This window comes from Bradyrhizobium sp. 62 (assembly GCF_023073035.1).
GTDB lineage: Bacteria > Pseudomonadota > Alphaproteobacteria > Rhizobiales > Xanthobacteraceae > Bradyrhizobium.
On record NZ_JADPIT010000027.1, the window covers coordinates 2,735 to 26,708 of the forward strand.

Genomic DNA, 23,974 nt, shown 5'->3' on the forward strand with positions numbered 1-23,974 from the left:
ATTTTGACGCCTGACCGAATAGCGTGGATGCCCGGGACAAGCCCGGCCATGACGGTCTGGAGGCGTCGTGCAATGTTATAAGCGCTGGACGGTTGGGGTCATATCGATGTTGCAGGCAGAGGGCAGCGAAGCGCCCATCAAGGTCGAGTTCGACAATTTCGAGCACGGTTTTCCGGAAGGTTTTGGCCCGGGCTGGTGGGGCACGCTCGCGTACTGGATCGGCATCGCCTTCGCGACCTTCCAGCTTTATGTCGCGGCCTTCAACTATCTGCCGAGCCAGGTGGTGCGCGGCGTCCATGTCGGCTTCCTCATCCTCCTCACCTTCGGCCTGATCGGCAATTTCACTGCCAAAAGCGATTTCGGCCGCGCGATCGGCTGGCTGATCGGCGGCGCGGGCTTTCTGTGCGGGCTCTATCAATGGATCTTCTATGCGGATCTTATCGCACGTGACGGCGATCCGACGCGCCTCGATCTCGTGGTCGGCACGCTGCTCGCCGTCCTGATCTTCGAAGGCACGCGGCGGCTGATGGGCGCGGCGCTCCCGCTGATGTGCGGCGCCTGTCTCGTCTACTGGTTCTTCGGCCAGTATCTGCCGTCGCCGCTCAACCATCGCGGCTATGATTTCGACCAGATCGTCACGCATCTGTCGTTCGGCACCGAGGGCTTCTACGGCGTGCCGATCTACGTCTCGGCGACCTACATCTTCCTGTTCATCCTGTTTGGCTCGTTCCTGGAGCGCGCCGGCATGATCCAGCTCTTCACCGACGTTTCCCTTGGATTATTCGGCCGGACCCGCGGCGGCCCGGCCAAGGTCGCGGTGTTCGCCTCGGGCATGATGGGCACGATCTCCGGCTCCGGCGTCGCCAACGTCGTCACCGTCGGCCAGTTCACGATTCCGCTGATGATCAGGTTCGGCTATCGCCGCGCGTTCGCGGCTGGCGTCGAGGCGACGGCCTCGATGGGCGGACAGATCATGCCGCCGGTGATGGGCGCGGTTGCCTTCATCATGGCGGAGACGCTCGGCGTCCAATATTCGGAGATCGTGAAAGCCGCGGCGATTCCCGCGATGCTCTATTTCGCCTCCGCCTTCTGGATGGTGCATCTGGAAGCCGGCAAGCACGGGCTCACCGGCATGAAGCGCTCGGAGATTCCAAGCGCCTGGAAGGCGCTGGTGACGCGCTGGTACCTCGTGTTGCCGCTCGCGGCGCTGGTCTACATGCTGTTCGAAGGCTTTACGCCGCTCTATGCCGGCAGCATGGGCCTTGCGCTGACGGTGGCGCTGATCCTTGGCACCGCCATCACGACGGGCGCGCCTTCGATGGCGATCCGCTATATCTTCTGGATCGGGCTCGCGCTCGTCGTCGCCGCGCTCTCGCGCGGCGGCCTTCAGATCGTGCCGGTCGCCTGCGTCGTCGTCGCGCTGATCGTGGTCACTGCGTTCGTGCGCGGTGGATTTTCCGCCCTGCGCGCCTGCCGCGATGCGCTGGCTGAAAGCGCGAAATCCGCCATCACCGTCGGCATGGCTTGCGCCATTGTCGGCGTCATCATCGGCATGATGTCGCAGACCGGCGTCGGCACCATCTTCGGCGGCTGGGTGATCGGCCTCGGCGAGAAGAGCCTGTTCCTGGCGCTGATCATGACCATGCTGCTGTCGATCCTGCTCGGCACCGGCATCCCGACCATTCCGACCTACATCATCACGGCAGCGCTCGCGGCGCCCGCGCTGGCCAAGCTTGGCGTGCCCCTGATCGCGAGCCACATGTTCGCGTTCTATTACGGCATCATGGCAGACCTCTCGCCGCCGGTGGCGCTGGCGGCGTTAGCCGCAGCACCGATCGCGAAGGAGAATCCGGACAAGATCGGTTGGGAGGCGATGCGCATCGCGCTCGCCGGCTACGTAATCCCCTTCATATTCGTCTATTCGCCGGCGCTGATGCTGCAGGGCGGCGATCCCATGGCGGCCAAGCTCGGCTTCTACGGCGCGGTGGCATTGGCGACTCTCAAGGCGATGGTGGCGATCGCGCTGTTCGGCATGGTCGCGATCGGCTTTTTGTTCACGCGCCTGACGTTCCTCGAACGTCTGGTCGCGCTCGGTGCTGCGCTCTGCCTGCTCGGGGACTTCCCGTTCAGCGACACCGCGGGCTTCCTGCTCGCAGCGGCCATCGTGCTGTGGCAGTGGCGTCGGCGTCCGCCGGCGCCGGTCGAGGCGGTGTGAGCCTCTGCTTCGTCACAGCCTCAGGCGTGAAGGCGCTGGCGCTGTCCGCGTTCACGCTGGTGTGGACGCATTCGATCGCGAAGGTCGACTGGCAGGAAGACTGGCGCGTCACCCCCGCCGGGCTCGAACTGACGCAGGCACGCGTGAAGGGCACCGGCCCCGGCATGGAGCCGCCGCCCGAGGCGCGCCTCGTCGACGGCTGGTTTCAATGGAAGCCTGCGCGCGCGCCGATGCCGGAGGTCGTGCTGGGCAATTCCGGCGCGGCTGGCGAATGGCGGCTATGCCATGACGGCAAGTGCCGGACGTTGTCCGAGATTGTCGGTCATCCCATTGGTGCTAACGTCACAAAGATGAGCGTCTGCAAAGATCCGTAGCCGGATGGAGCGAAGCGTAATCCGGGCTACAAGAACAAGAATAGGGGAGAAACGCGATGGATCGGCTCAAGGGCAAGGTTGCGATGGTCGTGGGCGCCGGCTCGATCGGGCCGGGTTGGGGCAACGGCAAGGCCACCGCGGTCACCTTTGCGCGCGAGGGCGCGCAGGTGTTTTGCGTCGATCGCAACGGCGCAGCTGCCGAGGAGACCGCGAAGATCATCACGGACGAAGGCGGCAAGGCGAGCGCGTTTACGGGCGACGTCTCGCGTGCGCGCGAGGTCGAGGCGATGGTCGCGGCGTGCCTGAAGGCCTACGGCCGCATCGACGTCCTCGACAACAATGTCGGCATCGCCGAGATGGGCAGCGTGGTCGAAGTGACCGAGGAGAGCTGGGACCGCGTCTTCAGCGTCAACCTAAAGAGCGCCTATTTCGCCATGAAGCACGTCATCCCCGTGATGGTGAAGCAGGGTGGCGGCTCCATCATCAACATCTCCTCGATCGCCTCGATCCGGCATGTCGGGATTTCCTATGTCAGCTACAACGCCAGCAAGGCGGCGATGAACCAGTTGACGCGCTCCACCGCGGTCGAGTTCGCCAAGAACCATGTGCGGGTGAACGCGATCCTACCCGGCCTGATGAAGACGCCGATGGTGGAGCATTCCGCGGGCCTCGCCAACAGCTACGCCAAGGGCGACGTCGAGGCGATGTGGCGCGCCCGCGATGCGCAAGTGCCGATGGGTCACATGGGCGAGGCCTGGGACGTCGCGAATGCCGCGCTGTTCCTGGCCTCGGACGAAGCGAAATATGTGACGGGGATCGAGCTCGTGGTGGACGGCGGGATCACGTGCAAGGCGGGGGCGTAGCCCCTTGCTCGTCGCCCTGGCCTTCGCCAGGACGACGGCTGAACCTTATTGCGCCAGCGCCAGGATCCCGCCGGCAAACGAATGCCACGCCGCGGTCTCGCTGACCGGCCAGTTCAGGACCTTCACCGCCAGCATCGCGAGCGTGCCGGTGATGTAGACCGGATGCACCCGGCCTTCGGTGCGCCAGTCGCGTACCATGGCGACGACGAGCAGCAGCGAGGCGACCATCGCGGGCGCGATGGTAACCGGCACCGGCGGCGGCCCGGGCGGTCCCGGAGGCGCGAGAAAGGTGAGAAACCAGCGCGCGATCGCGGCATCGAGGATGGAGACCGCGGCGAGCAGCATCAGGCGTTTGTGAATCTCGGGCTTTCGCGTGTTCATGATCGCGAGCACGAACACCACTGCGAAGAACGCGATCCCGCTCATCGGCACGATCGAGAAGGCGATGCCGGCCTCTTTCTGTCCGAGCGCGGCGGAATGCTGCATCACATGTACGGAGGCGAGGAAGCCGAAGATCGTCATCGCGGTCGCGAGCGAAACGCCGGCGATGCCGAGCGCACGGTGATTGACCACGCGGCCTGAGGCGGCGAGCCAGGTCTGGATCACGAAATAGAGAGACCAGGTGAAGAACAAGAGACCGTGGAAATGAATGACGGGGCTTGCGGACAACGTCCGTTGCGCCAGCGGCACAAAATAGGTCGGTGCGAAGCCGAGAAAAGCGGTGACAGCGCAGGCCAGGGACATGTGGAGATAGAAATATCGTGCGGGCGACGCATCTCGCGCGCGCACACGACGGTCGTCGATCAGGGTCGTCATGAGGGATGAGTCTGGAGAGGCGGCGTTTGGTTCAAGCCCCTAGCCACCTGTGCAGGGCTCTTGTCGGGGATGGGGATTTAACCCCCTGCACTCAATTCCGCGCGATCGAGCTCTTCCTCGATCCGATGGAACGCATCGTCGCCGATCACTTCCCTGGCGCGAAGGTCGAAGATCGATTTGCGCGCGGCCGCGATACCTCGGCGGCGCAGCGGATCGGCGGGCAGTTCGCCGTTGGTGATGCCGCCATGGGGATCGTCGTCCGCCTGCATCAGGATGGCGCGATATTCGAGCCGCAGGATTTCAGCCTCCTCGGATGGATCGTCCTCGATCGCGTCGAGCGCCGCGCGATAGGCGACGGCCCGGGCGCGCGCGACCTCGATGCCGACGGGATCGTCATCTTTGAGGCCGAACGCCAGGATCAGCGGCCGCAGCGTCAGGCCCTGAACGACCAGCGTGCCGAGCACGACGGCAAACGCCGAGAAGACGATGAAGTCACGATGCGGAAAGTTTTCCGGCAAGGCAAAGGCGGTGGCGAGCGTGACGAGGCCGCGCATACCGCACCAGGAGATGATGAGGCCGCCCTTGGGCGAGGCGACCTGCTTCGGATCCTTGGGGTGATAGATCCCGTGCGCGATCAGCGCGCGCAGCGTCGTGCGGTAGAATGTGATCCAGGCCAGGCGCACCAGGACCACGGTGAGCAGGATCCAGGCCGCGGCCACGCAATATTCCCAGCGCACGTCTGCATCGAGCCGCGTCCAGATCGGCCGCATCTGCATGCCGATCAGCATGAAGGCGAGCACGTTGAGCACGAACACCATAGTCTCCCACACCGCATAGGAAGGCACCCGCAGCCGCGCCGGCATGCGTGCCCCCGCCGTGCGCGCGATGGTGATGCCGTAGACCACGATGGTGAGGATGCCGGAGAGACCGAGATGCTCGGCGGCAATCCAGACCATGAAGGTGGTGGCGAACTGCACGATGATCGCGCTCGGCGCTTCCTTCACGCGTTCCATGAACAGCGGGATGATGCGGCCTGCGACCAGGCCCGCGACGATGCTGCCGACCAGCGCCAGCGCCATGGTCGGCGCGACCTGGCTCCATGCCAGATGCTCGGTGGCAACCGTGCCGACGGCGATGCGATAGATCAGGAGCGCGGTCGCGTCGTTGAGCAGGCTCTCGCCTTCCAGGACCTTCACCATGCGATGAGGCAGCTTGACCTGACTCAGGATCGCAACCGCGGCGGCCGCATCCGGCGGGGCCACGATGGCGCCGAGCGCAACCGCGGCGGCCCAGGGCATATCAGGCATCAGCCGGTGCGCGACGTAGGCCACGCCGGTCGTGGTCAGGCCGACGGCGGCGACGACCAGGGTGGCGACTGGAACCCAATTGTTGCGGAGATCGCGCAGCGAGGTGTCGAAGGCGGCATCGAGCAGGACCGGTGCGACAAAAAGAGCCAGTGCCAGGTCGGGCTCCAGCGTCCAGGACGGGCTCGACGGCACAAAGGCGATCAGTGCACCCCCGATCGCAAGAAAGGTCGGGTAGGGGACCTTGATCCGCCGCGCCAGCGCCGATAATCCAACGGCGCCGAGCAGAAGAACGATGATCCATTCGAATGTCGACACGTTGATCCCCGAAACCGATTTGAGCGGCGCCACAAGCTAGCACCAATCCGGCCGTATGATGGATAGTGCAGCCCCAAGGCAAGACCTCAACCCGGACCTTAACTCAAGACTTTCCGACTGTGACGAGCATGCGTTTTCTCATTCAATGGTCCGGCGCCGCGGTGCTCTTCGCGCTCTCGTTCGTCGTGGCTCATGCCGCGACCGGCGGCGAACCGGCCGCGGTCCCGCAGGTCGACATCGCGCCGTGCCTCGCGGCCGCCGCAGCCGACGATATTGACAAGGCCGTCACGGCCTGCGCCGCCGTGATCGACAATGAGAAGACGGCGAAGGCCGACCTGATCAAGGCGCTGATCGCGCGCGGCGCGCTGTTTGCCCGGCATGATCAGGTCGACCGCGCAATCGCTGACGACAGCCGCGCCCTGGAGCTCGATTCCGGTCTCGCCGATATCTTCAACGCGCGGGGCGAGCTCTGGCTGAGGAAGGGTGACAAGCCCAAGGCGGTGCAGGATTTCGGCGCGGCATTGAAGATCGATCCGAACCACGAGAAGGCCAAGGTCAACCACAAGGCGATGGCGCGCGAGATCGAGCGGATCGGCGCGCAGATGGCGGTCGCGGGCAAGCCCAGCTTCATTTGCAAGGGTGCGCGCCGTCCCGTCGAGAAGGCGATCTGCGCCAACCGCGAGCTCGCTGATCTCGACCGTGAGGTCTTTGCCGCTAACGCACGCGTGTTGCGCGAAGCCCGCAATGCAGGCGAAGCGAAGGCGCTTCAGCGCGAGCAGGACGATTTCATCGCCCGCCGCAACGCCGGGTTCGGCCGGCCGGGGTACGATTTGAAGAAGGCAATGCAGAAGCGGCTGCAGCGGCTCAACGGGGTGGACGGGTATTGAAGCTTTAGGGCCTCCGCAACCTCAAGCCCGGGGATGACGACTTCTCGTGAGAAGGGCGCTGGTGCGCCCCTGACTGGCTCAATTTTGAACCCATCGCGTCCCCGCCGCGACAATGGTGAAAGCCTGATGTCCCGGAGCCCTATGCCATGTGCGGCACGCATCCTTCCGCGCAAATGCTCTCGTTTGCAAAAATCTCGTTTCTCTCGCTCCTGCTCAGCGCGGCAATGAGCGTCGTCCTCGTCGCCCCTGCTTCGGCCGGCGTCGATTGCGTGATGGGGAGCAAGGCCGCTCCGGCTGAGCTGATCCCGGCCTGCAGCGCCACCATTGACCAGACCTCAATTCCATCCTCCGATCGCGCCGCGGCGTTGCTGGTGCGCGCCGACGCCAATGCGCGGACCTCGGGCGGCTTCACGCAGGCGCTGCGAGATATCGACCGCGCCATCGCACTCGATGGCAAGAACGCAAAAGCCTGGCGCCTGCGCGGCGATCTCCTGCGCGAGGCCGGCGGCGATCTCAACCGCGCCGCGGCGGATCTCAGCAAGGCCATCGAGCTCGATCCGCAGGATTCCGAGTCTTACGAGCTGCGCGCCGTCGTCTACACCAACCAGCGCCGGCTCGACCGCGCGCTTGCCGATTACGATCAGGCGATCAAGCTAAAGCCGGACAATGCACAGGCCTGGTCCGACCGCGGCGTGGCCTATTATCTCGGCGGCGACAACGAGAAGGCGGTCCGCGATCTCAGCGAGGCGTTGCGGCTCGATCCGAACCGGCCGCGCAGCTACACCAATCGTGGCGCCGCCTACAAGAAGCTCGGCCAGCTCGACAAGGCGGTTGCTGACGACGGCGAGGCGATCAGGCTCGATCCGAAGGTACCCGAATATTACGACAATCGCGGGCTGTCGCTGGCCGCGATGGGCGAGTACGACAAGGCGATTGCCGATTACGATCAGGCGCTGCGGCTGGCACCGCGGCCGAATTTCTTCACAAACCGCGGCGATTCCTACCACCTCAAGGGCGAGCTTGGCGCGGCGCTGAGCGATTACGAGGCCGCGCTGAAACTCGATCCGAATTTCGCGCAGACCTACAATAACCGCGCCGTGCTCTACAAGAAGATGGGCGAACGCAGGAAGGCGCTGGCCGACTACGAGACCGCGCTGCGGCTCGATCCCGGCAATGACAACGCCGCCGCCGGACGCCGCGCCATGATCGCGGAGATCGCGAAATTCGGCGGCGAGCCGCTGCGGCCGCTCGCTGCGAATTCCGGCAATGGCCCGTCGTTCGATTGTGCCACTGCGAAGCGCGAGGTCGAGAAGGTGATTTGTGCCGATCCGCAGTTGGGCGTGCTCGATCGCCAGATCGCCGAGACCTACGAGCGCGTGCTGAAATCGGCCGGGTCCCGCTCGGCCGGCGACCTCCGTCGCACCCAACGCGACTTCCTCGCCACCCGCAATACCAGCTTCGGCCGCCCCGGCTATGATCTCAGGAAGGTCATGCAGGAGCGGCTGCAGCGGCTCAATGCGATGGACAGCTGAGCACTGTTCTTTTCAGCTTGAACCGCGGCCCGTTCCCGGGAAAATACCCCTCAAACATGGCTGGTACTTGATCCCTGTCATGGCGGGACGTTTGTCCTGCCACAAGGTCAAGCCTAGGCGAATAAAGGGAACGGGAGCGCGGGAATGAACGTCCGAGGGAACGTCGACGGAAAGAGCCTCTATCACGAGGTTTATGCGCGCTCGCTGGCCGACCCTGAGGGCTTTTGGGCCGAGGCGGCCAAGGAAATCGACTGGATCGAGCCGCCGAAAAAGATCTTCGATCCCTCGCAGGGCGTCTACGGTCGCTGGTTCAGCGGTGGTGTCGTCAATACCTGCTACAACGCGCTCGACCGCCATGTCGAACGCGGCCGCGCCGACCAGATCGCGCTGATCCATGATTCGCCGCTGGCAAATAACGTCACCAAATTCACCTACGCGGAACTGCTGGCCGAAGTGCAGGCGCTCGCCGCCATCATGCAGGATTTTGGTGTCGTCAAGGGCGATCGCGTCATCCTCTATATGCCGATGGTCCCGGAGGCCGTCGTCGCGATGCTCGCCTGCGCGCGCATTGGCGCGGTGCACTCCGTGGTGTTCGGCGGCTTTGCCGCGAAAGAGCTCGCCACCCGCATCGACGATGCGCAGCCAAAATTGATCCTGTCGGCGAGCTGCGGCATCGAGCCCGGCCGGATCGTGCAGTACAAGCCGCTGCTCGACGAGGCGATCAGGCTTGCGGGCGCAAAGCCGAAGGCCTGCATCGTGCTGCAACGTTCGCAGCTCGTCTGCGCCCTGACGCCCGGCCGCGACTATGATTGGGCGGGCCTGCGCCGCAAGGCGATGAACGACGGCAAGAAGGCGCCTTGCGTGCCCGTCGCCGCCACCGATCCGCTCTATATCCTCTATACGTCAGGCACGACCGGCATTCCCAAGGGCGTCGTGCGCGACAATGGCGGCCACCTCGTCGCGGTGAAATGGTCCATGTTCAACCTTTATGGCGTCAAGCCGGGCGAGGTCTGGTGGTGCGGCTCCGACATCGGCTGGGTGGTCGGCCACAGCTACATCGTCTACGGCCCGCTGCTGCACGGCGCGACCTCGATCATGTATGAGGGCAAGCCGGTCGGCACGCCCGATGCCGGCGCATTCTGGCGTGTGATCAGCGAGCACAAAGCTGTCGCCTTCTTCACTGCGCCGACCGCATTCCGCGCGATCCGGAAAGAAGATCCGGAAGGAAAATTCATCCGGCAATACGACCTCTCGACCTTCCGTACGCTGTTCCTGGCTGGCGAGCGCGCCGATCCGCCAACGGTGGAATGGGCGGAGCAGCAGTTGAAAGTGCCTGTGATCGACCATTGGTGGCAGACCGAAACCGGCTGGTGCATCGCCGGCAATCCGGTCGGCTTAGGCCAGCTGCCGGTGAAGCACGGCTCGCCGACGGTGCCGATGCCGGGCTATCAGGTCGATGTGGTCGACGAAGCGGCAAAGCCGGTCGGCCCGAACACCATGGGCTCGATCGTCATCAAGCTGCCGATGCCGCCGGGCTGCCTGCCGACGCTTTGGAATCAGGACGAACGTTTCAAGGAAGCCTATCTCACCGAATTCCCCGGCTACTACAAAACGTCGGATGCCGGCTACAAGGACGAAGACGGCTATGTCTTCGTCATGGGACGCACCGACGACATCATCAACGTCGCCGGCCATCGGCTCTCCACCGGCGGCATGGAGGAGATCCTGGCTTCGCATCCCGATGTTGCCGAATGCGCCGTGCTCGGCGTCAAGGACGCGATCAAGGGCGAGGTGCCCTGCGGCTTCCTGGTGCTCAAGGCGGGTGTGAAACGGGCCCCGGCCGAGATCGAGAAGGAGATCGTCGCGCTGGTGCGCGACAAGCTCGGTCCCGTTGCCGCGTTCAAGCTCGCCATCACCGTCGGCCGCCTGCCCAAGACGCGATCCGGAAAGATCTTGCGCGGCACCATCAAGAAGATCGCAGATGGTGAAGCCTGGACCATGCCGGCGACGATCGAGGACCCCAAGGTGCTGGACGAGATCGGCGATGCGCTGAAGGGGCGGGTGTGAGGTTTGTAATGGGGCTTGAATAGGCCGCATTTTTCCGCTCAATCCTCATCCTGAGGAGCGCGCCTCGCGCGCGTCTCGAAGGATGAAAGGCCCCGCTGCTGCAGCTTGGCCTGCATGGTTCGAGACGCCCGCTGCGCGGGCTCCTCACCCTGAGGATGAAGGGCCTGCCATGAATTCGAAGCCGTTTCTAGCGATTGCATTTGCGGGCCTCATTCTCTCCGCCTGCTCCGCGCGCTACCAGACGCCGGTGGCCATGGGCGGCGACGATGACGATGCGGTCTGCCAGAGCCGCGGCTATGCGGCCGGCTCGCCCGAATACGTGGCCTGCCGCAAGGACCGCGACGTCCAGCGCAGCGCCGCGACCACCCGCGCCGACCGACGCCAGCGCGACCTCGGCGAATACATGCTGAACCATCCGGACCGGCCGTAAAGGCTGCTTCATTGCGAGCGCAGCGAAGCAATCCAGCTATTTCCGCGGCACGGATTCTGGATTGCATCTCTCCGTCGAGACAATCTGGATTGCTTTTCGCTGCGCTCGCAATGACGCGGTTGCTGAAGCTTCTTGCGTCACACAAAAAAAAGCGGCGGGTTTCCCCGCCGCGCTTGCATTCGATGACGACTGAAGGCGAAGGATTACTCCTCCTCCTGGTCCTGCTTCTTGCCGCCGAGCGTCTTCAGCTTGGCGAACACGGCATCGACGTTGAGATCGTCGCTGGACCTCTCCGCGGGTTCGTACTCGTCCTTCTTGGTGGTTTCGGAGGCCGGCAGCAGGGTGGCGCCGCCATAGGCCGCGTCGATCGGCTTTTCCTTGGCCGCGCGCGCGACCTCGAAATCGAGTTCGATCTGCGAGCAGAGGCCGAGGGTGACGGGATCAATCGGCGTCAGCTGGGAGGTGTTCCAGTGGGTGCGATCACGGACGCTGGCGATCGTGCTCTTGGTCGTGCCGACCAGGCGCATGATCTGGGCGTCCTTGAGCTCGGCATGGTTGCGCAGCAGCCAGAGGATGGCGCTCGGGCGTTCGTGGCGGCGCGAGACCGGGGTGTAGCGCGGGCCCTTGCGCTTGGGCTGCGGCGGCAGCACCACCTTGCTCTCCTGGAGGCGGAGCCGGTAGTCCGGGTTGTTCTCGCCCTTCTCGATCTCCTCGCGGGTCAGCTGGCCGTTGGAGAGGGGATCCATGCCCTTGATGCCCTGGGCGGCGTCGCCGTCGGCGATCGCGCGCACCTCGAGGGGGTGCATTTTGGTAAAATCGGCGACCTGATCGAAGGTCAGCGCGGTGTTGTCGAGCAGCCAGACGGCGGTCGCCTTGGGCATCAGAGGTGCGTTGCTCATGGCAAATCTCCTTTGTGCTTCGCCCACCCCTTTGGAGGCGAAACCGGTGGTCATCAGCGATGACTGGGAATTCGCGCTATATAAGCCCGGAGGGGGTAGCCACGCAATGGTTCTGCTATAGATAGTGCCTTGACAGCGCCCGAAAGGGGGCCCAATTCCCTCTGAAGTCGCTGTAAGACCGCACCCAAGCCCTATTCATTCATCGACCGCTTCCCGCCCCTCTGGCGAGGTGATTCGGTCCCGAGATCGCTCAATGTCAGCCAAACCAGACCTCAAGATCGTGCTTTGTTCTCCCCGTGGCTTCTGCGCCGGGGTGGTCCGGGCGATCGACACCGTGGAACGGGCGCTCGATAAATACGGTGCCCCCGTCTATGTTCGCCATGAGATTGTGCACAATAAATACGTCGTCGATGGGTTGAAGAAGAAGGGCGCGATCTTCGTCGAGGAACTCGCCGAGATCCCGGAAAACACCACCGCGCCGGTGGTGTTCTCGGCCCATGGCGTGCCGAAATCGGTTCCAGCCGACGCCACGTCCCGAAATTTGTTCTCGCTGGATGCGACCTGTCCGCTGGTCACCAAGGTGCACCGCGAGGCCGCGATCCATTTCAAGCGCGGCCGCGAGATCTTCCTGATCGGCCATTCCCATCATCCGGAGGTGGTGGGCACGCTCGGCCAGCTCCCGACCGGCGCCGTGACCCTGATCGAGACCGCCGAGGACGCCAAGACCATTGCCCCGAAGGACCCGAACAACCTCGCCTTCGTGACCCAGACCACGCTGTCGATCGACGACACCGCGGAGATCGTGGCGCTGCTGAAGGAGCGCTTCCCGAACATCAACGGGCCGCACAAGGAAGATATCTGCTACGCCACCACCAACCGCCAGCTCGCGGTCAAGAAGGTGGCGCCGGTGGTCGATGCCCTGATCGTGGTCGGTGCGCCGAACTCGTCGAACTCGCAGCGCCTGCGTGAGGTCGCCGAGCGCGAGGGTTGCCCGATCGCCGTGCTGGCTCAGCGCGCCACCGAAATCGACTGGAAGCGGTTCGAGAACATCACCAGCCTCGGCATCACCGCGGGCGCCTCGGCACCGGAAGTGATCGTCGAGGAGATCATGGACGCGTTCGCCGAGCGCTTCACGCTGCATGTGGAGACGGTCTCGGCCGCGGAAGAGAACGAGTTCTTCCCGCTGCCGCGCCAGGTGCGCCCCGAAGCCGCCGCCGAGTAGACCTTCATGGCGGTCTACACCGACGTTGCCGCCGACGAGCTTGCGGACTTCCTCAACCAATACGATCTCGGCGAGTTGCTCTCCTACAAGGGCATCGCCGAGGGCGTCGAAAATTCCAACTTCCTGCTGCATACGACCAAGGGGTCGTTCATCCTCACCCTCTATGAGAAGCGCGTGGCGAAAAACGATCTGCCGTTCTTCCTCGCGCTGATGACGCATTTGGCCGAGCACGGCGTCAACTGCCCGCTGCCGGTGAAGGGAACGGACGGCGAGGCGTTGCGCGAGCTGTCCGGCCGGCCCGCCGCCATCATCACCTTTCTCGAAGGCGTCTGGCCGCGCAAGCCGAGCGCGGCCCATTGCGCCGGCGTCGGCGAGGGGCTCGCCAGGATGCATCTGGCCGGCGCGAATTTCGCGATCAGGCGTGCGAACGCGCTGTCGGTCCCGGGCTGGCGGCCGCTGTTCGATGCCGCGTCACAGCGGGCCGACGAGGTGCAGCCCGGCCTGCGCGCGTTCCTGGGCCACGAGCTCGACTACCTCGAGAGTGGCGTCTGGCCGACGCAGCTGCCCGAAGGCGTGATCCACGCCGACCTCTTCAACGACAACGTTTTCTTCCTCGGCGACAAGCTCTCGGGGATCATCGACTTCACATTCGCCTGCAATGACTGGCTTGCCTATGACGTCGCGATCTGCCTCAACGCCTGGTGCTTCGAGCCGGATCATTCCTTCAACGTCACCAAGGCGCGGGCCTTCCTCAATGCCTATGGCCGCGTGCGAAAGCTGTCCGAGGCGGAAGAGGCGGCGCTGCCGCTGCTCGCGCGCGGAGCTGCGATGCGCTTCCTGCTGACGCGGCTGGTCGACTGGCTCAACGTTCCGCCCGGCGCGCTGGTTCGGCCGAAGGATCCGTTGGAATATGTCCGCAAGCTGCGCTTCCACCAGAGCGTTTCCAGCGTGCGCGACTACGGGCTGATGCCGTCGGGGCTGATGGCGTGAGCGAGCTTCCGATTGTCACGATCTACACCGACGGCGCCTGCTCGGGAAATCCGGGGCCCGGCGGCTGGGGCGCGATCCTGAAGTTCGGCGACAAGGAAAAAGAACTGAACGGTGGTGAGCGCCACACCACCAACAACCAGATGGAATTGATGGCGGCGATCTCCGCGTTGGAAGCGCTGAAGAAGCCTTGCACCGTCGATCTCTATACAGACAGCCAATATGTCCGTCAGGGCATCACTGGCTGGATCCACGGCTGGAAGCGTAACGGCTGGCGCACCGCCGACAAGAAGCCGGTGAAGAATGTCGAGCTATGGCAGCGCCTCGATGCCGCGCTGAAGGCTCATGACGTGCGCTGGCACTGGGTCAAGGGCCACGCAGGGCATCCCGAGAACGAACGCGCCGATCAGCTCGCGCGCGACGGGATCGTGAAGGCGCGGTTGCAGGCGCGGGTGGCGGAGTAGCGCGCGGTCGGCGCTCCAGTCTCAACTGTCATCGCCCGCGAAGGCAGGCGATCCAGTACGCCGCGGCCTCTCGATTTAACAACAACTGTTTCTGGAATACTGGATGCCCCGCTTTCGCGGGGCATGACAGTGTCGTTTGTGGCTGAAAGCGATGGCCGCTTACAGCTGCCCGAGCAAAGTATCGCCGCCGGACACTTCGACCTTGCCCGGCATCGCCTCGAGGTTCAGCTTCTTGACCACGCCGTCCTCGACCAGCATCGAATAGCGCTTGGAGCGGATGCCGAGACCGTTGCCGGAGGCGTCGAGCTCCATGCCAATCGCCTTGGCGAAGTCGGCATTGCCGTCGGCGAGGAAGATGGCCTCGTCGCGCTGGTCGGTGTCGCGCTTCCACGCGTTCATGACGAAAGCGTCGTTGACGGAGACGATGGCGATGGTGTCGACGCCCTTGTCCTTCAGGGCGTAGGCGTTGAGGAAGATGCTCGGCAGATGCATCTTGTGGCAGGTGCCGGTATAGGCGCCGGGCACCGCGAACAGCGCCACTTTCTTGCCTTTGAAGATATCGTCGGTGGTCTTCACCTGCGGGCCTTCCGCCGTCATCACGCGGAATTTCGCCTCGGGCAGCTTGTCGCCAGTCTGGATCGCCATCGTCAGTCTCCCTGAAAATCGGTCCCGCTTTTTAGACCGTGCGGCGGGCCTGCACAATATTGCCGGCACGGATAGTGACCCGTAGGCGGTGAGGGCGGGACCTTCACCTTTATGTCATCAGCCGGCGAACCCGCCGCCGTCGAGGAAGGCCTGCTCGTCCGGCGTGGTGTCGCGGCCGAGCAGACGGTTGCGGTGAGGGAAGCGGCCAAACCGCCGGATGATATCCGCGTGCTCCCACGCGTATTTCAGGTTTTCGGCATTGTCGGTGTTTTGAAACAGCGCGACGCAGTGCAATTGATCGGGCAGGTGCTCGGAATGCATGAAGGGCAAATAGAGGAATTCGAGCAGAATCGGGTCGATCCTTTGATCTGCACCCCGCGCAATGGCGCGGCGGGCGACGTCGCGCGCCAAAGCGTCGCTGGCAAAGGCCTGCGACGTGCCGCGAAACATGTTGCGCGGAAACTGGTCGAGCACGATGACGAGCGCGAGTGCGCCCTCGTCGGTCGCCTCCCATGACAAGAGCTCGCCGGCGACCGCCTTCTGCCACAGCGCGAGAAAGCGGCGCCTGACCTCAACGTCGAATGCGTCATTGCGCTCGTACCAGGCATCGCGGCCGGCCTCGCGCCAGAAGGCGAGGATGCCGGCCGGACTGATGTTGCTGTCGTCGGTCATGAACGAAAGAGGCGCTTACGCCGCTTCCGCCTTCTTCTCGTCGCGCAGCTGCCGGCGCAGGATCTTGCCGACGTTAGTCTTCGGCAGGTCGGTACGGAATTCAATGTGCTTGGGCACCTTGTAGCCGGTCAGCTGCTCCTGGCAGAACTTGACCAGGGCCTCCGCCGTGAGGTTCGGGTCCTTCTTGACCACGAACGCCTTCACCGCCTCTCCCGACTTGGAATCGGGAATGCCGATGACGGCGCATTCGAGCACCCCGGGGTTGCTCGCGATCACTTCCTCGATCTCGTTCGGATAGACGTTGAAGCCGGAGACCAGGATCATGTCCTTCTTGCGGTCGACGATCTTGGTGTAGCCCCTCTCGTCCATGATGCCGATGTCGCCGGTGCGGAAATAGCCGTCCGCAGTCATCACCTTGGCGGTCTCCTCCGGCCTGTTCCAGTAGCCCGACATCACCTGCGGGCCTTTGGCGCAGATCTCGCCGGGCTGGCCGAGCGGCATCTCGTTGCCGTCGTCGTCGCGGATCGAGATCCAGGTCGAGGGCACGGGGATGCCGATGGTGCCGTTGAACTCGGGATCGGTCGTGGTGTTGCAGGTCAGCGTCGGAGATGTCTCCGACAGGCCGTAGCCTTCGGCGATGGAGCAGCCCGTGATCGCCTTCCACTGCTCGGCGACCGGACGCTGCACCGCCATGCCGCCACCGTTCGAGATCTTCAGCTTGGAGAAGTCGAGCTTCTTGAAGTCGGGATGGTGCATCAGGCCGTTGTAGAGCGTGTTCACGGCCGGGAAGTTGTTGACCTGGTACTTCGCCAATTCCTTGATGAAGCCCGGGATGTCGCGCGGATTGGGGATCAGGAGATTGCAGCCGCCGGCGCGCACCGCGAGCAGGTAGCAGGCCGTCAGCGCGAAGATGTGATAGAGCGGCAGCGCGCAGACGACCATCAGTTGATCGACATGTGGCGGCGCGGCCATCGCTGGCTGCAGCCAGGCGTCGTTCTGCAGGACGTTGGCGACGATGTTGCGATGAAGCAGGGTGGCACCCTTGGACACGCCGGTGGTGCCGCCGGTATATTGCAGGAAGGCGACGTCGCCGGGCGACAGCTTCGGCTTGTTGAAGGCCAGAGAGCGACCGGCGGAGATCGCGTCGTTGAAGGACACCGCGCCCGGCAGCGACCAGGCCGGCACCATCTTCTTGACGCGGCGGACGACCAGATTGACGATCACGCCCTTGAAGCCGAGCAGGTCGCCCATGCTGCCGACGATGACGTGCTTGACTTGTGTCTTCGCGATCACCTGCTCGACGGTGTGGGCGAAATTCTCCAGCACGATGATGGCTTCGGCGCCGGAATCCTTGAGCTGGTGCTCGAGCTCGCGTGGCGTGTAGAGCGGATTGACATTGACCACGGCGAAACCGGCGCGCAGCACGGCCGCGGTCGCGACCGGATATTGCAGCACGTTCGGCATCATGATCGCGACGCGGGCGCCGCGTTGCAGGCCTCGTCCTTGCAGGTAGGACGCCATCGCCAGCGACATCTGGTCGAGATCGCGATAGCTGATCGACTTGTCCATGCAGATGAACGCCTTGCGGTCGGCGAACTTGGCGAAGCTCTCCTCCAGAAGGTCGACCAGCGATGAATATTGCGTCGGCTCGATATCGGCGGGGACGCCGGGCGGATATTGCTTAAGCCAGATGCGCTCCATGGAAACTCCCCTCATTGACCAGAGCCCGTTGTGTCTCGAGCTTGCCTCATTGCCGTCAGTATCGAGCCTGCCGGAACGGGTGGCAAGCGGTCGAGCCTTAGGACAAACGTCAGGGAGTGGCTACCGGAATCCTCGCAATGGCGCTGCCGCAACTGCGAAGTGCGGCGCGGTCTCGGCTCGCGTCGGCCGTTAACTGTTGTTGGCCGGCTTGGCGGGCTTGGTCGCGGCCTTGGGTTTGGCGGGCTTGGCCGCCTGCTCGCCGCTGGCCGCAGGCTTTGCCGCCGCATCGGGCTTGGCTGCGGCATGCTTGGTACCGGCCGGCTTGGTTGCGGATTTGCCGTCGGCCGGCTTGGCGGCCGCCACCGGCTTGCTGTCGGGCTTTGCCGCCGCCGTCTTGGCATCCTTCGGCTTGTCTGCCGCGTCGGGCTTTTTGGCGACGCGCGACTTCTTGCCACGCGGCTTTGGCGTGGCCTGCTGGTCGGCATCGGCCGCGACCGCCGCGATCAGGGCGGTCCCGGTGCGGGTCGGGCCGGTATACACCAGCACGGGCTCGGCCGCCGCCGGGGCCGAGGCCATCAGCTCGGAGGCCTTCATCAGCGGCGGCTGAAGCCCGGCCGTGAAGAAGGTGACCTGAGCTTCGCCGCCCGTGGCCGAGGCGGACCCGGACGTGCCGCCATTGGTCGCGATCAGTGCGTCGTCATCGTCACTGGCCGGCCGCTTGCGATGGCCGCCGCACATGTCGTCACGCAGGTTCGGCGGCGAGGCGTCGACCGGCACCAGCTTGTCCACGGTGCCGAGCGAGGGCCGGAGCCAGGTGAGATTGTCTTGCGAGAAGCCGCGCTCCAGCAGCTGCGCCGCCTTTACCGCGCGCGCGGTCCCGGAGTTGGCGCCCAGCACGACGGCGATCAGCCGGCGGCCGTTGCGGGTGGCCGATGCGACGAGGTTGTAACCGGAGGCGCAGATGAAGCCGGTCTTGAAACCGTCGGCGCCGGGATAGCGGCCGATCAGCTTGTTGAAATTGCCAGTGACGCGCTTGCCGAAGCGGATTGCCGGAATATGCACGAAATACTCGTACTCGGGCAGGTCGCGCAGGAACGAGCGCGCGAGAATGCCGAGATCCCGTGCGGAGGTGATCTGTCCGTCGGCGGGCAGGCCGTTCGGATTGACGTAGCTCGTCTGCGTCATGCCGAGCTTCTGCGCAGTGTCGTTCATCAGCGCCGAGAAGCCGTCGATCGAACCGCCGACGCCTTCGGCGAGCACGACGGCCATGTCGTTCGCCGATTTCACCATCATCATCTTGAGTGCGTTGTCGACGGTAAGCTGCGTTCCTGGGCGGAACCCCATCTTCGAGGGCGACTGCGAGGCTGCGGTCGGCGACACCGTGAGGATGGTGTCGAGCGTGAGCTTGCCGTCCTTGACCGCCTTCAGCGTCACATAGGCGGTCATGATCTTGGTGACGGAAGCCGGATACCAGGGAATGGTCGCGTTTTCCGCCTGCAACACCTTGCCGCTATCGGCCTCGATCAGAAGCAGCGCTTCGGCGCCCGCCGCGCGCGGCGCGAGCAATGCGCCGCAGGCGAGTGTCGCGGCGAACAGGTTGAACAGGGATTGACGAAGCAGCGGGCGAAGAGCGTGCACTATCCGATTCCGGTCCTTGGAGACCCGCCGGTTCCGGTCGGCTCTCGTGATCTGATGTTCGGTTCTGAAATCCAGCGCCGCCGCTTGCGGCGCCGCAAACCTATACCGGCTGGTGCGTCGGGAATAGGGGCATCAGCGGGGTATTCCGCAATGAAATGGGCCGAATTTCGACGATATGATGGGGACTTGCCAAGGCGACTTGCCAAGGCGACTTGCTAAGATGACTTGGCGGCCGTCGCGGCAGCCTCAGCCGCTGTCACGCTGGCCCGTGCGTTCTCCTGAACCATGAACTGAGCCCTGGCGAGGTCGGCGAAATGGCCGCCTTTGGCCACGAGTTCATCGAAAGTTCCGCTTTCGATCACACGCCCGTTCTCGAACACCAGGATGCGCGTGGCATTGCGGATGGTGGAGAGACGATGCGCGATCACGAAGGTGGTGCGGCCCTTCATCACTTCGTCGAGAGCGGTATTCACCTTCGCCTCGGTGACGGCGTCGAGTGCGCTGGTCGCCTCGTCCAGGATCAGAATCGGCGGATCCTTCAGCAGTGCGCGGGCGATCGACAGCCGCTGGCGCTCGCCGCCGGACAGCATGCGGCCGCGCTCGCCGGCATTGGTCTCGAAGCCGCCGCTGCGCTCGATGAATTCGAGCGCCTGCGCGCGCTCCGCCGCCTTGCGCATCTCGGCCTCGGTGGCGTCCGGCTTGCCGACGCGCAAATTCTCCGCGATCGAGCGGTTGAACAGCAGCGCCTCCTGAAAGACCACGCCGATGTTCCGCCGCAGCGATGTCAGCGTCACCCCGCGCACGTCCATGCCGTCGATCCTGATGAAGCCGGACTGTGGATCGAAGGCGCGATGCAGCAGCGCAATCGCCGTCGACTTGCCGGCGCCGGTTGCGCCGACCAGCGCGATGGTCTGGCCGGGAAGCGCGGTGAAGGAGAGGTCCTCGACCGCCGGCCGCTTGCCATCATAGGAGAAGGTGACGTCGTTGAATTCGACGAGGCCGGAGAGCCGACCCGCATCGATCGCGTCGTGCCGGTCGTGCACCGCAGGCACCGCATCGAGCACGTTGAAGAACTCGCGCAGGCGCGGGGCTTCCATGAACACGTTGTTGATGAAGCTCACGACCTGCTCCAGTTTCTGGATCAGAAGCGTCGCGAAGCTCACGAACATCACGATCTCGCCGACCGAGGTCAGCCCCTGGTCGTGCAGCGCGATGCCGAAAGTGAAGATCGCGAGCACAGTGATCGTGGTGGAGGCGCGCGTGATGACGGTGACGAGGGCCCACCACGACAGCACCGGCATTTGCGCCGCTAGCAACTCGTCGGCGACGGAACGCAGGCCCTTCACCTCGGAATCGATGCGCACGAAACTCTGCACCAGCGCGACATTGCCAAGGGCGTCGGAAGCGCGCGCGGAGAGCTCGCTGTAGTGCTCCTCCACCTCCATCTGCATGCCGAAAGTTCTGCGCACCACGAAGGTGGTCAGCGCGGTGAAGACGATGCAGAGCACGAACAGCAGGATTGCAAGCCGCCAGTTCAGGTAGAGCGACAGCGGCAGCAGCACCACGACCGAGAGGATCGCGGCAAAATGCTCTCGAAAGAAGCCGACCCATAATCGCCACAGCGCATCTGTGCCGTTCAGCATCACCTTCATCAACCGGCCCGAATGGGTGCCCGAATGGAAGGTCAGCGGCAGCTGCATGATGTGCTCGAAATAGTCCGTCAGGACCGCCTGCCGCTGGCGGTGGGAGAGCCGGTCGGCCTGCAACGCTACGACCGCGCTGCAGGCGATGGTGAACAGCCCGAACGCGACCCATGCAACCAGGAACGGCCAGGCCGAGTTGGAGCCGGCGACCGTCTTGCCCGAGAGCACATCGACGATCCGGCCGAACAGCACCGGTTCGGCGAATTGCGAGCCCGCAAGCAGGAGATTGACGACCGCGAGCAGCCAGCCCAGTCGTGCCTCCTTGCCGAGCAGCTCGAGAACGCGGGTGTAAAGGCGGAGAATGGGCATGGGCGGGGAGCTCGGGCGGATCGAACGGAGTGAGCCCATACTCTAATCAGGGATCGGATGCGAGATATAGCGGAAGCTGTCGGTTTTGCTCAGTTGATCAACCGCCCTGCAACGGGCGGCAAGAACCCGCCGTCGAAGATGTCGCCCGCCGCCGGCCGTTTGCGGAATTTGAAATCCTGCCCGATCTGGTCGATCGCGCGATCCATGCGCGCCGGGTCGATGTCGCCGAGGCCGTTGCGACGGACCTCGTCGGTCAGGATGTTGTCGATGAGGACGGTGCGCAGGCGCTCCAGCTCAAGATCGCGGTCGCCGTCCTCAATGCGGCTCGCGGCCTCGTCCGCCGCACGCGCCGGCTCCTTGACGGTCGCGTTGATGCCGGCGATCAATGCGCGGACGAAGCCCTTCACGGTGTCCGGCTTGGCCGCGGCGAAAACCGGGTTGACCACGACGGCAAAGCCATAGGCCTCGCAACCATAGTCGGCATAGCGAAGCGCGACGAGATCGCCGCCTGGTACGCCGCGGTCGCGCAGGTTCACTGCCGAGAGATAGCTGAAGCCGGCGACGGCATCGACCTGTCCCGCGGAGAGGATCGGCTCGCGCACCGCGGCGCTGATCTTGTGGAATTTCACGTGAGCCGTGTTGATGCCGTTCTGCTGCGCCAGCGCCGGCCACAGCCGCATCGACAGATCGCTATCGGCAACGCCGACGGTCTTGCCGTCCAGGTCGGGCAGGAGGTGGATGCCACGGCTCCTGCGGGCGACGATCGCGTAGGGCGCGCGGTTGAACAGCACGAACACCGCCTTGACCGGTGTCGCATCCTTGTCGCGGAAGCGGATCAGCTCGTTGATGTCGACGAGCGCGAGCTCGCTGTCGCCCTTGGCGACGCGCGCAAGCGCCTCCGGCGATCCGGCCGCGCTGCTAAAGGAGACGTTGAGACGCTCGGCTCCGAAGCTGCCGTCCTTTGCGGCAAGAAAGAACGGCGCCATGCTCGCATCGATCGGGCGGTCGAAGGTGAAGTGGATTGCAATGGAGGGCGGGGCGGTTTCGGCCGCGGTAGCATCGCGCGCAGTCAGCGCCGCAAGAGAAATTGCAGCGGCCAGCAGGCCGCGAAGAGCGATTGTCGCGAATTCGAACATCAGTGGCGCCGGTCCGGTGTTATGATTTGGTGACGCTCGGAGCGCCGGCTGGCGACAAGCTTGTCCGCGTCAATATGAACGGCGGATGAGCGGCGGTTGCGTCACGATCACGCAACCCCGTTCAGCTTGTGTTGGGTTTGGGGAACCCAACATGGGATGCGGGTGTTTGAGAGACACGAGCCTGTCATCAGGCACCATTCGAGGTCCCAAGGAGGGTCCAGGACATGTTTGAGAGATTTTCAGGATTTGCCGGCCGTAAGGCCGTTCTCGCTACCGCCGCGGTGCTGGCGCTGACCGCAATGACCCCGACCGCTTCGTACGCGGGCGGCCGTCATTGGCATGGTGGCGGCGGCGGTGCGGCCTTTGCCGGCGCGGCCATCGCCGGTGCTATCGGCACCGGCCTCGCAATCGCCGCGACCCGTGACGCCTACGCCTATGATGCTCCTGCCTATTACGGCGGCGGCCCGGTCTACTACGACGACGGTCCGGTCTATTACGGCGGCGACTCGTATATCGGTCCGCGCCCGTATCACCGTTGCGGCGGCCCGTACCAGTCCGCGCAGGGCGGCCAAGGCAACCTTTCGACTTGCTACTAGCTTTGGCTAGCAAATGTTGGCCGGCCGTCGCGCTCGCTGCGACGGCCGGCTTTTTTGCTTTTGCTGCCGTGCGTTAACGTCCCCGCCACGGGTTTAGAGTAGCTTCGCGTACATGAGTGATTCGCTTGAGCGGCTATATCTGGCTGTGCTCGCGGCCAGGGACCTTGATCCGGCAACATCGCGCACCGCGCGGCTGTTTCAGCGCGGCCCGTCAAAAATGGCGAAGAAGCTGGCTGAAGAGGCTATCGAGGTCGTCATCGACGCGGTCAACGGCGATAGCGAAGCCGTGATCCGGGAAAGCGCCGACCTGCTCTACAATCTGACCGTGCTCTGGGCCTCGGCCGGCGTGCGCCCTGAGGACGTCTGGCGCGAGATGACGCGGCGTGAAGACATGCTCGGCATCGCCGAGAAGCTGCCGAAATCGGCGATGAAACTGCCCAAAGGTGCATCACCGCGTGTCGCCGCCAGGCGGCCAATCGTCGCGCTCGAAGGCCGTACCGCGCGCAAGCGCCACTAGTATTGGCACGAATCGGTCCCATCTCGGCATGGACAAATCCGTCCCATGGTGCTTCATCGCGGCGCCATGCTGAAACGTATCTACGACTGGTGCATCGACGCCGCTCACAAGCCTTACGCGCTCTGGATCATGGGCGCCGTGGCTTTCGCTGAAAGCTCCTTCTTTCCCGTCCCGCCGGACGTGATGCTGATCCCCATGTCACTGGCGCGCCCGCAACGCGCCTGGGTCTATGCGGCGATCTGCACTGCGACGTCGGTGCTGGGTGGCCTGTTGGGCTACGCCATCGGTGCGCTGCTCTTCGACTCGGTCGGCCATTGGCTGATCGAGGTCTATGGCCTCGGCGGCAAGGTCGACGCTTTCCGCGCCTCCTATGCCGAATGGGGCGCCGTGATCATCCTGCTCAAGGGCCTGACACCGATCCCCTATAAGCTCGTGACCATCACGTCCGGCTTTGCCGGCTACAATATCGGGCTCTTCATCCTGTGCTCGATCGTGGCGCGTGGCGGGCGCTTCTTTATCGTGGCGATTCTGCTCAACCGCTACGGCGATTGGATCCGGGTCAAGATCGAGAAGCATCTCGGATTGGTGGTGGCAATCGGCGCCGCGGTGCTCGTGCTCGGCTTTGTCGTCGCAGTCAAATTGATCTAACCCCGAAGGCGCTTTGCCGCTGCGTCTCGTT

22 protein-coding genes are annotated in these 23,974 nt (G+C 64.4%); 13 read left to right on the forward strand and 9 right to left on the reverse strand.

Annotated features, from left to right (window positions below):
• Positions 1-106 precede the first annotated feature (106 nt).
• The 3 genes from IVB47_RS25785 to IVB47_RS25795 are packed head-to-tail and all read left to right on the forward strand — an operon-like array spanning position 107 to position 3,452.
• Positions 107-2,215: a TRAP transporter permease gene (locus tag IVB47_RS25785; protein WP_247465539.1), complete on the forward strand. Its 2,109-nt coding sequence runs from the start codon at positions 107-109 to the stop codon at positions 2,213-2,215.
• Positions 2,212-2,589, forward strand: a complete 378-nt coding sequence (locus IVB47_RS25790; RefSeq protein ID WP_247357749.1) for a DUF1850 domain-containing protein — start codon at positions 2,212-2,214, stop codon at positions 2,587-2,589. Before IVB47_RS25785 ends, IVB47_RS25790 begins: the two co-directional genes overlap by 4 nt.
• Before the next feature lie 56 nt (positions 2,590-2,645).
• Entirely contained in the window at positions 2,646-3,452 is an 807-nt protein-coding gene (locus IVB47_RS25795) for a glucose 1-dehydrogenase (RefSeq protein WP_247465541.1), read from the forward strand.
• 45 nt (positions 3,453-3,497) lie between these two features.
• Here the strand turns inward: IVB47_RS25795 and IVB47_RS25800 are convergent, their stop codons facing one another.
• Both IVB47_RS25800 and IVB47_RS25805 read right to left on the reverse strand, forming a co-directional pair.
• Positions 3,498-4,268 carry a hypothetical protein gene (locus IVB47_RS25800; RefSeq protein ID WP_247465544.1) on the reverse strand — a complete coding sequence of 257 codons (771 nt, stop codon included), beginning with the start codon at positions 4,266-4,268 and terminating at the stop codon, positions 3,498-3,500.
• Positions 4,269-4,345: 77 nt separating this feature from the next.
• Positions 4,346-5,923 carry a sodium:proton antiporter gene (locus tag IVB47_RS25805; RefSeq protein WP_247465546.1) on the reverse strand — a complete coding sequence of 526 codons (1,578 nt, stop codon included), beginning with the start codon at positions 5,921-5,923 and terminating at the stop codon, positions 4,346-4,348.
• A gap of 95 nt (positions 5,924-6,018) precedes the next feature.
• Between IVB47_RS25805 and IVB47_RS25810 the strand changes: the two genes are divergently transcribed.
• The 4 genes from IVB47_RS25810 to IVB47_RS25825 all read left to right on the forward strand — a co-directional run bounded on the left by IVB47_RS25810 (position 6,019) and on the right by IVB47_RS25825 (position 10,806).
• Positions 6,019-6,777 carry a tetratricopeptide repeat protein gene (locus IVB47_RS25810; protein ID WP_027565678.1) on the forward strand — a complete coding sequence of 253 codons (759 nt, stop codon included), beginning with the start codon at positions 6,019-6,021 and terminating at the stop codon, positions 6,775-6,777.
• A 146-nt stretch (positions 6,778-6,923) separates the two neighbouring features.
• Entirely contained in the window at positions 6,924-8,309 is a 1,386-nt protein-coding gene (locus IVB47_RS25815; RefSeq protein ID WP_247465549.1) for a tetratricopeptide repeat protein, read from the forward strand.
• A 144-nt stretch (positions 8,310-8,453) separates the two neighbouring features.
• The gene (locus IVB47_RS25820; RefSeq protein WP_027565676.1) at positions 8,454-10,376 is read left to right on the forward strand and encodes a propionyl-CoA synthetase; all 1,923 of its coding nucleotides are present in this window, start codon (positions 8,454-8,456) and stop codon (positions 10,374-10,376) included.
• Positions 10,377-10,545: 169 nt separating this feature from the next.
• Positions 10,546-10,806 carry a hypothetical protein gene (locus IVB47_RS25825; RefSeq protein ID WP_007597509.1) on the forward strand — a complete coding sequence of 87 codons (261 nt, stop codon included), beginning with the start codon at positions 10,546-10,548 and terminating at the stop codon, positions 10,804-10,806.
• A 203-nt stretch (positions 10,807-11,009) separates the two neighbouring features.
• On the opposite strand, the gene IVB47_RS25830 is transcribed toward IVB47_RS25825, so the two are convergent.
• Positions 11,010-11,705, reverse strand: a complete 696-nt coding sequence (locus IVB47_RS25830; protein WP_027565675.1) for a cell cycle transcriptional regulator TrcR — start codon at positions 11,703-11,705, stop codon at positions 11,010-11,012.
• Between the two features lie 253 nt (positions 11,706-11,958).
• Between IVB47_RS25830 and ispH the strand changes: the two genes are divergently transcribed.
• The 3 genes from ispH to rnhA are packed head-to-tail and all read left to right on the forward strand — an operon-like array spanning position 11,959 to position 14,378.
• The gene (gene ispH / locus IVB47_RS25835) at positions 11,959-12,927 is read left to right on the forward strand and encodes a 4-hydroxy-3-methylbut-2-enyl diphosphate reductase (protein WP_007597506.1); all 969 of its coding nucleotides are present in this window, start codon (positions 11,959-11,961) and stop codon (positions 12,925-12,927) included.
• A gap of 6 nt (positions 12,928-12,933) precedes the next feature.
• Complete coding sequence (locus IVB47_RS25840) at positions 12,934-13,917, forward strand: homoserine kinase (RefSeq protein WP_247465551.1); 984 nt, start codon at positions 12,934-12,936, stop codon at positions 13,915-13,917.
• On the forward strand, positions 13,914-14,378 hold the full coding sequence (gene rnhA, locus IVB47_RS25845; protein WP_007597503.1) for a ribonuclease HI: 465 nt from the start codon (positions 13,914-13,916) through the stop codon (positions 14,376-14,378). The genes IVB47_RS25840 and rnhA overlap by 4 nt, the downstream gene beginning before the upstream one ends.
• A gap of 159 nt (positions 14,379-14,537) precedes the next feature.
• Here rnhA and IVB47_RS25850 read toward each other — a convergent pair whose 3' ends face one another.
• The 6 genes from IVB47_RS25850 to IVB47_RS25875 form a co-directional block, all read right to left on the reverse strand.
• Positions 14,538-15,023 (reverse strand): peroxiredoxin, encoded by a 486-nt coding sequence (locus IVB47_RS25850; RefSeq protein ID WP_027565673.1) that lies wholly within the window; start codon positions 15,021-15,023, stop codon positions 14,538-14,540.
• A gap of 117 nt (positions 15,024-15,140) precedes the next feature.
• A complete protein-coding gene (locus tag IVB47_RS25855; protein ID WP_247465554.1) occupies positions 15,141-15,695 on the reverse strand; it encodes a DUF924 family protein in 555 nt (184 codons plus the stop codon).
• Positions 15,696-15,710: 15 nt separating this feature from the next.
• Complete coding sequence (locus IVB47_RS25860) at positions 15,711-17,396, reverse strand: long-chain fatty acid--CoA ligase (RefSeq protein WP_027514214.1); 1,686 nt, start codon at positions 17,394-17,396, stop codon at positions 15,711-15,713.
• Between the two features lie 189 nt (positions 17,397-17,585).
• A complete protein-coding gene (locus tag IVB47_RS25865) occupies positions 17,586-19,034 on the reverse strand; it encodes a D-alanyl-D-alanine carboxypeptidase family protein (protein WP_027565671.1) in 1,449 nt (482 codons plus the stop codon).
• A 215-nt stretch (positions 19,035-19,249) separates the two neighbouring features.
• Entirely contained in the window at positions 19,250-21,046 is a 1,797-nt protein-coding gene (locus IVB47_RS25870) for a glucan ABC transporter ATP-binding protein/ permease (RefSeq protein WP_247427504.1), read from the reverse strand.
• Positions 21,047-21,135: 89 nt separating this feature from the next.
• Positions 21,136-22,182 carry an ABC transporter substrate-binding protein gene (locus IVB47_RS25875; RefSeq protein WP_247465557.1) on the reverse strand — a complete coding sequence of 349 codons (1,047 nt, stop codon included), beginning with the start codon at positions 22,180-22,182 and terminating at the stop codon, positions 21,136-21,138.
• Positions 22,183-22,406: 224 nt separating this feature from the next.
• Between IVB47_RS25875 and IVB47_RS25880 the strand changes: the two genes are divergently transcribed.
• From IVB47_RS25880 to IVB47_RS25890, 3 genes are all read left to right on the forward strand, one after another.
• On the forward strand, positions 22,407-22,778 hold the full coding sequence (locus IVB47_RS25880; protein ID WP_247465559.1) for a hypothetical protein: 372 nt from the start codon (positions 22,407-22,409) through the stop codon (positions 22,776-22,778).
• A 112-nt stretch (positions 22,779-22,890) separates the two neighbouring features.
• Positions 22,891-23,295, forward strand: a complete 405-nt coding sequence (gene hisE / locus IVB47_RS25885; protein ID WP_027565667.1) for a phosphoribosyl-ATP diphosphatase — start codon at positions 22,891-22,893, stop codon at positions 23,293-23,295.
• A gap of 45 nt (positions 23,296-23,340) precedes the next feature.
• Positions 23,341-23,943: a YqaA family protein gene (locus IVB47_RS25890; protein ID WP_081747784.1), complete on the forward strand. Its 603-nt coding sequence runs from the start codon at positions 23,341-23,343 to the stop codon at positions 23,941-23,943.
• Positions 23,944-23,974 lie beyond the last annotated feature (31 nt).

Coding starts and splice junctions, on each gene's coding strand:
- IVB47_RS25785 (WP_247465539.1), top strand. CDS start 107: ATGTTGCAGGCAGAGGGCAGCGAAGCGCCCATCAAGGTCGAGTTCGAC.
- IVB47_RS25795 (WP_247465541.1), top strand. CDS start 2,646: ATGGATCGGCTCAAGGGCAAGGTTGCGATGGTCGTGGGCGCCGGCTCG.
- IVB47_RS25800 (WP_247465544.1), bottom strand. CDS start 4,268: ATGACGACCCTGATCGACGACCGTCGTGTGCGCGCGCGAGATGCGTCG.
- IVB47_RS25810 (WP_027565678.1), top strand. CDS start 6,019: ATGCGTTTTCTCATTCAATGGTCCGGCGCCGCGGTGCTCTTCGCGCTC.
- IVB47_RS25815 (WP_247465549.1), top strand. CDS start 6,924: ATGTGCGGCACGCATCCTTCCGCGCAAATGCTCTCGTTTGCAAAAATC.
- IVB47_RS25820 (WP_027565676.1), top strand. CDS start 8,454: ATGAACGTCCGAGGGAACGTCGACGGAAAGAGCCTCTATCACGAGGTT.
- IVB47_RS25825 (WP_007597509.1), top strand. CDS start 10,546: ATGAATTCGAAGCCGTTTCTAGCGATTGCATTTGCGGGCCTCATTCTC.
- IVB47_RS25830 (WP_027565675.1), bottom strand. CDS start 11,705: ATGAGCAACGCACCTCTGATGCCCAAGGCGACCGCCGTCTGGCTGCTC.
- ispH (WP_007597506.1), top strand. CDS start 11,959: ATGTCAGCCAAACCAGACCTCAAGATCGTGCTTTGTTCTCCCCGTGGC.
- IVB47_RS25840 (WP_247465551.1), top strand. CDS start 12,934: ATGGCGGTCTACACCGACGTTGCCGCCGACGAGCTTGCGGACTTCCTC.
- IVB47_RS25850 (WP_027565673.1), bottom strand. CDS start 15,023: ATGGCGATCCAGACTGGCGACAAGCTGCCCGAGGCGAAATTCCGCGTG.
- IVB47_RS25855 (WP_247465554.1), bottom strand. CDS start 15,695: ATGACCGACGACAGCAACATCAGTCCGGCCGGCATCCTCGCCTTCTGG.
- IVB47_RS25860 (WP_027514214.1), bottom strand. CDS start 17,396: ATGGAGCGCATCTGGCTTAAGCAATATCCGCCCGGCGTCCCCGCCGAT.
- IVB47_RS25870 (WP_247427504.1), bottom strand. CDS start 21,046: ATGCCCATTCTCCGCCTTTACACCCGCGTTCTCGAGCTGCTCGGCAAG.
- IVB47_RS25875 (WP_247465557.1), bottom strand. CDS start 22,182: ATGTTCGAATTCGCGACAATCGCTCTTCGCGGCCTGCTGGCCGCTGCA.
- IVB47_RS25880 (WP_247465559.1), top strand. CDS start 22,407: ATGTTTGAGAGATTTTCAGGATTTGCCGGCCGTAAGGCCGTTCTCGCT.
- hisE (WP_027565667.1), top strand. CDS start 22,891: ATGAGTGATTCGCTTGAGCGGCTATATCTGGCTGTGCTCGCGGCCAGG.
- IVB47_RS25890 (WP_081747784.1), top strand. CDS start 23,341: ATGGTGCTTCATCGCGGCGCCATGCTGAAACGTATCTACGACTGGTGC.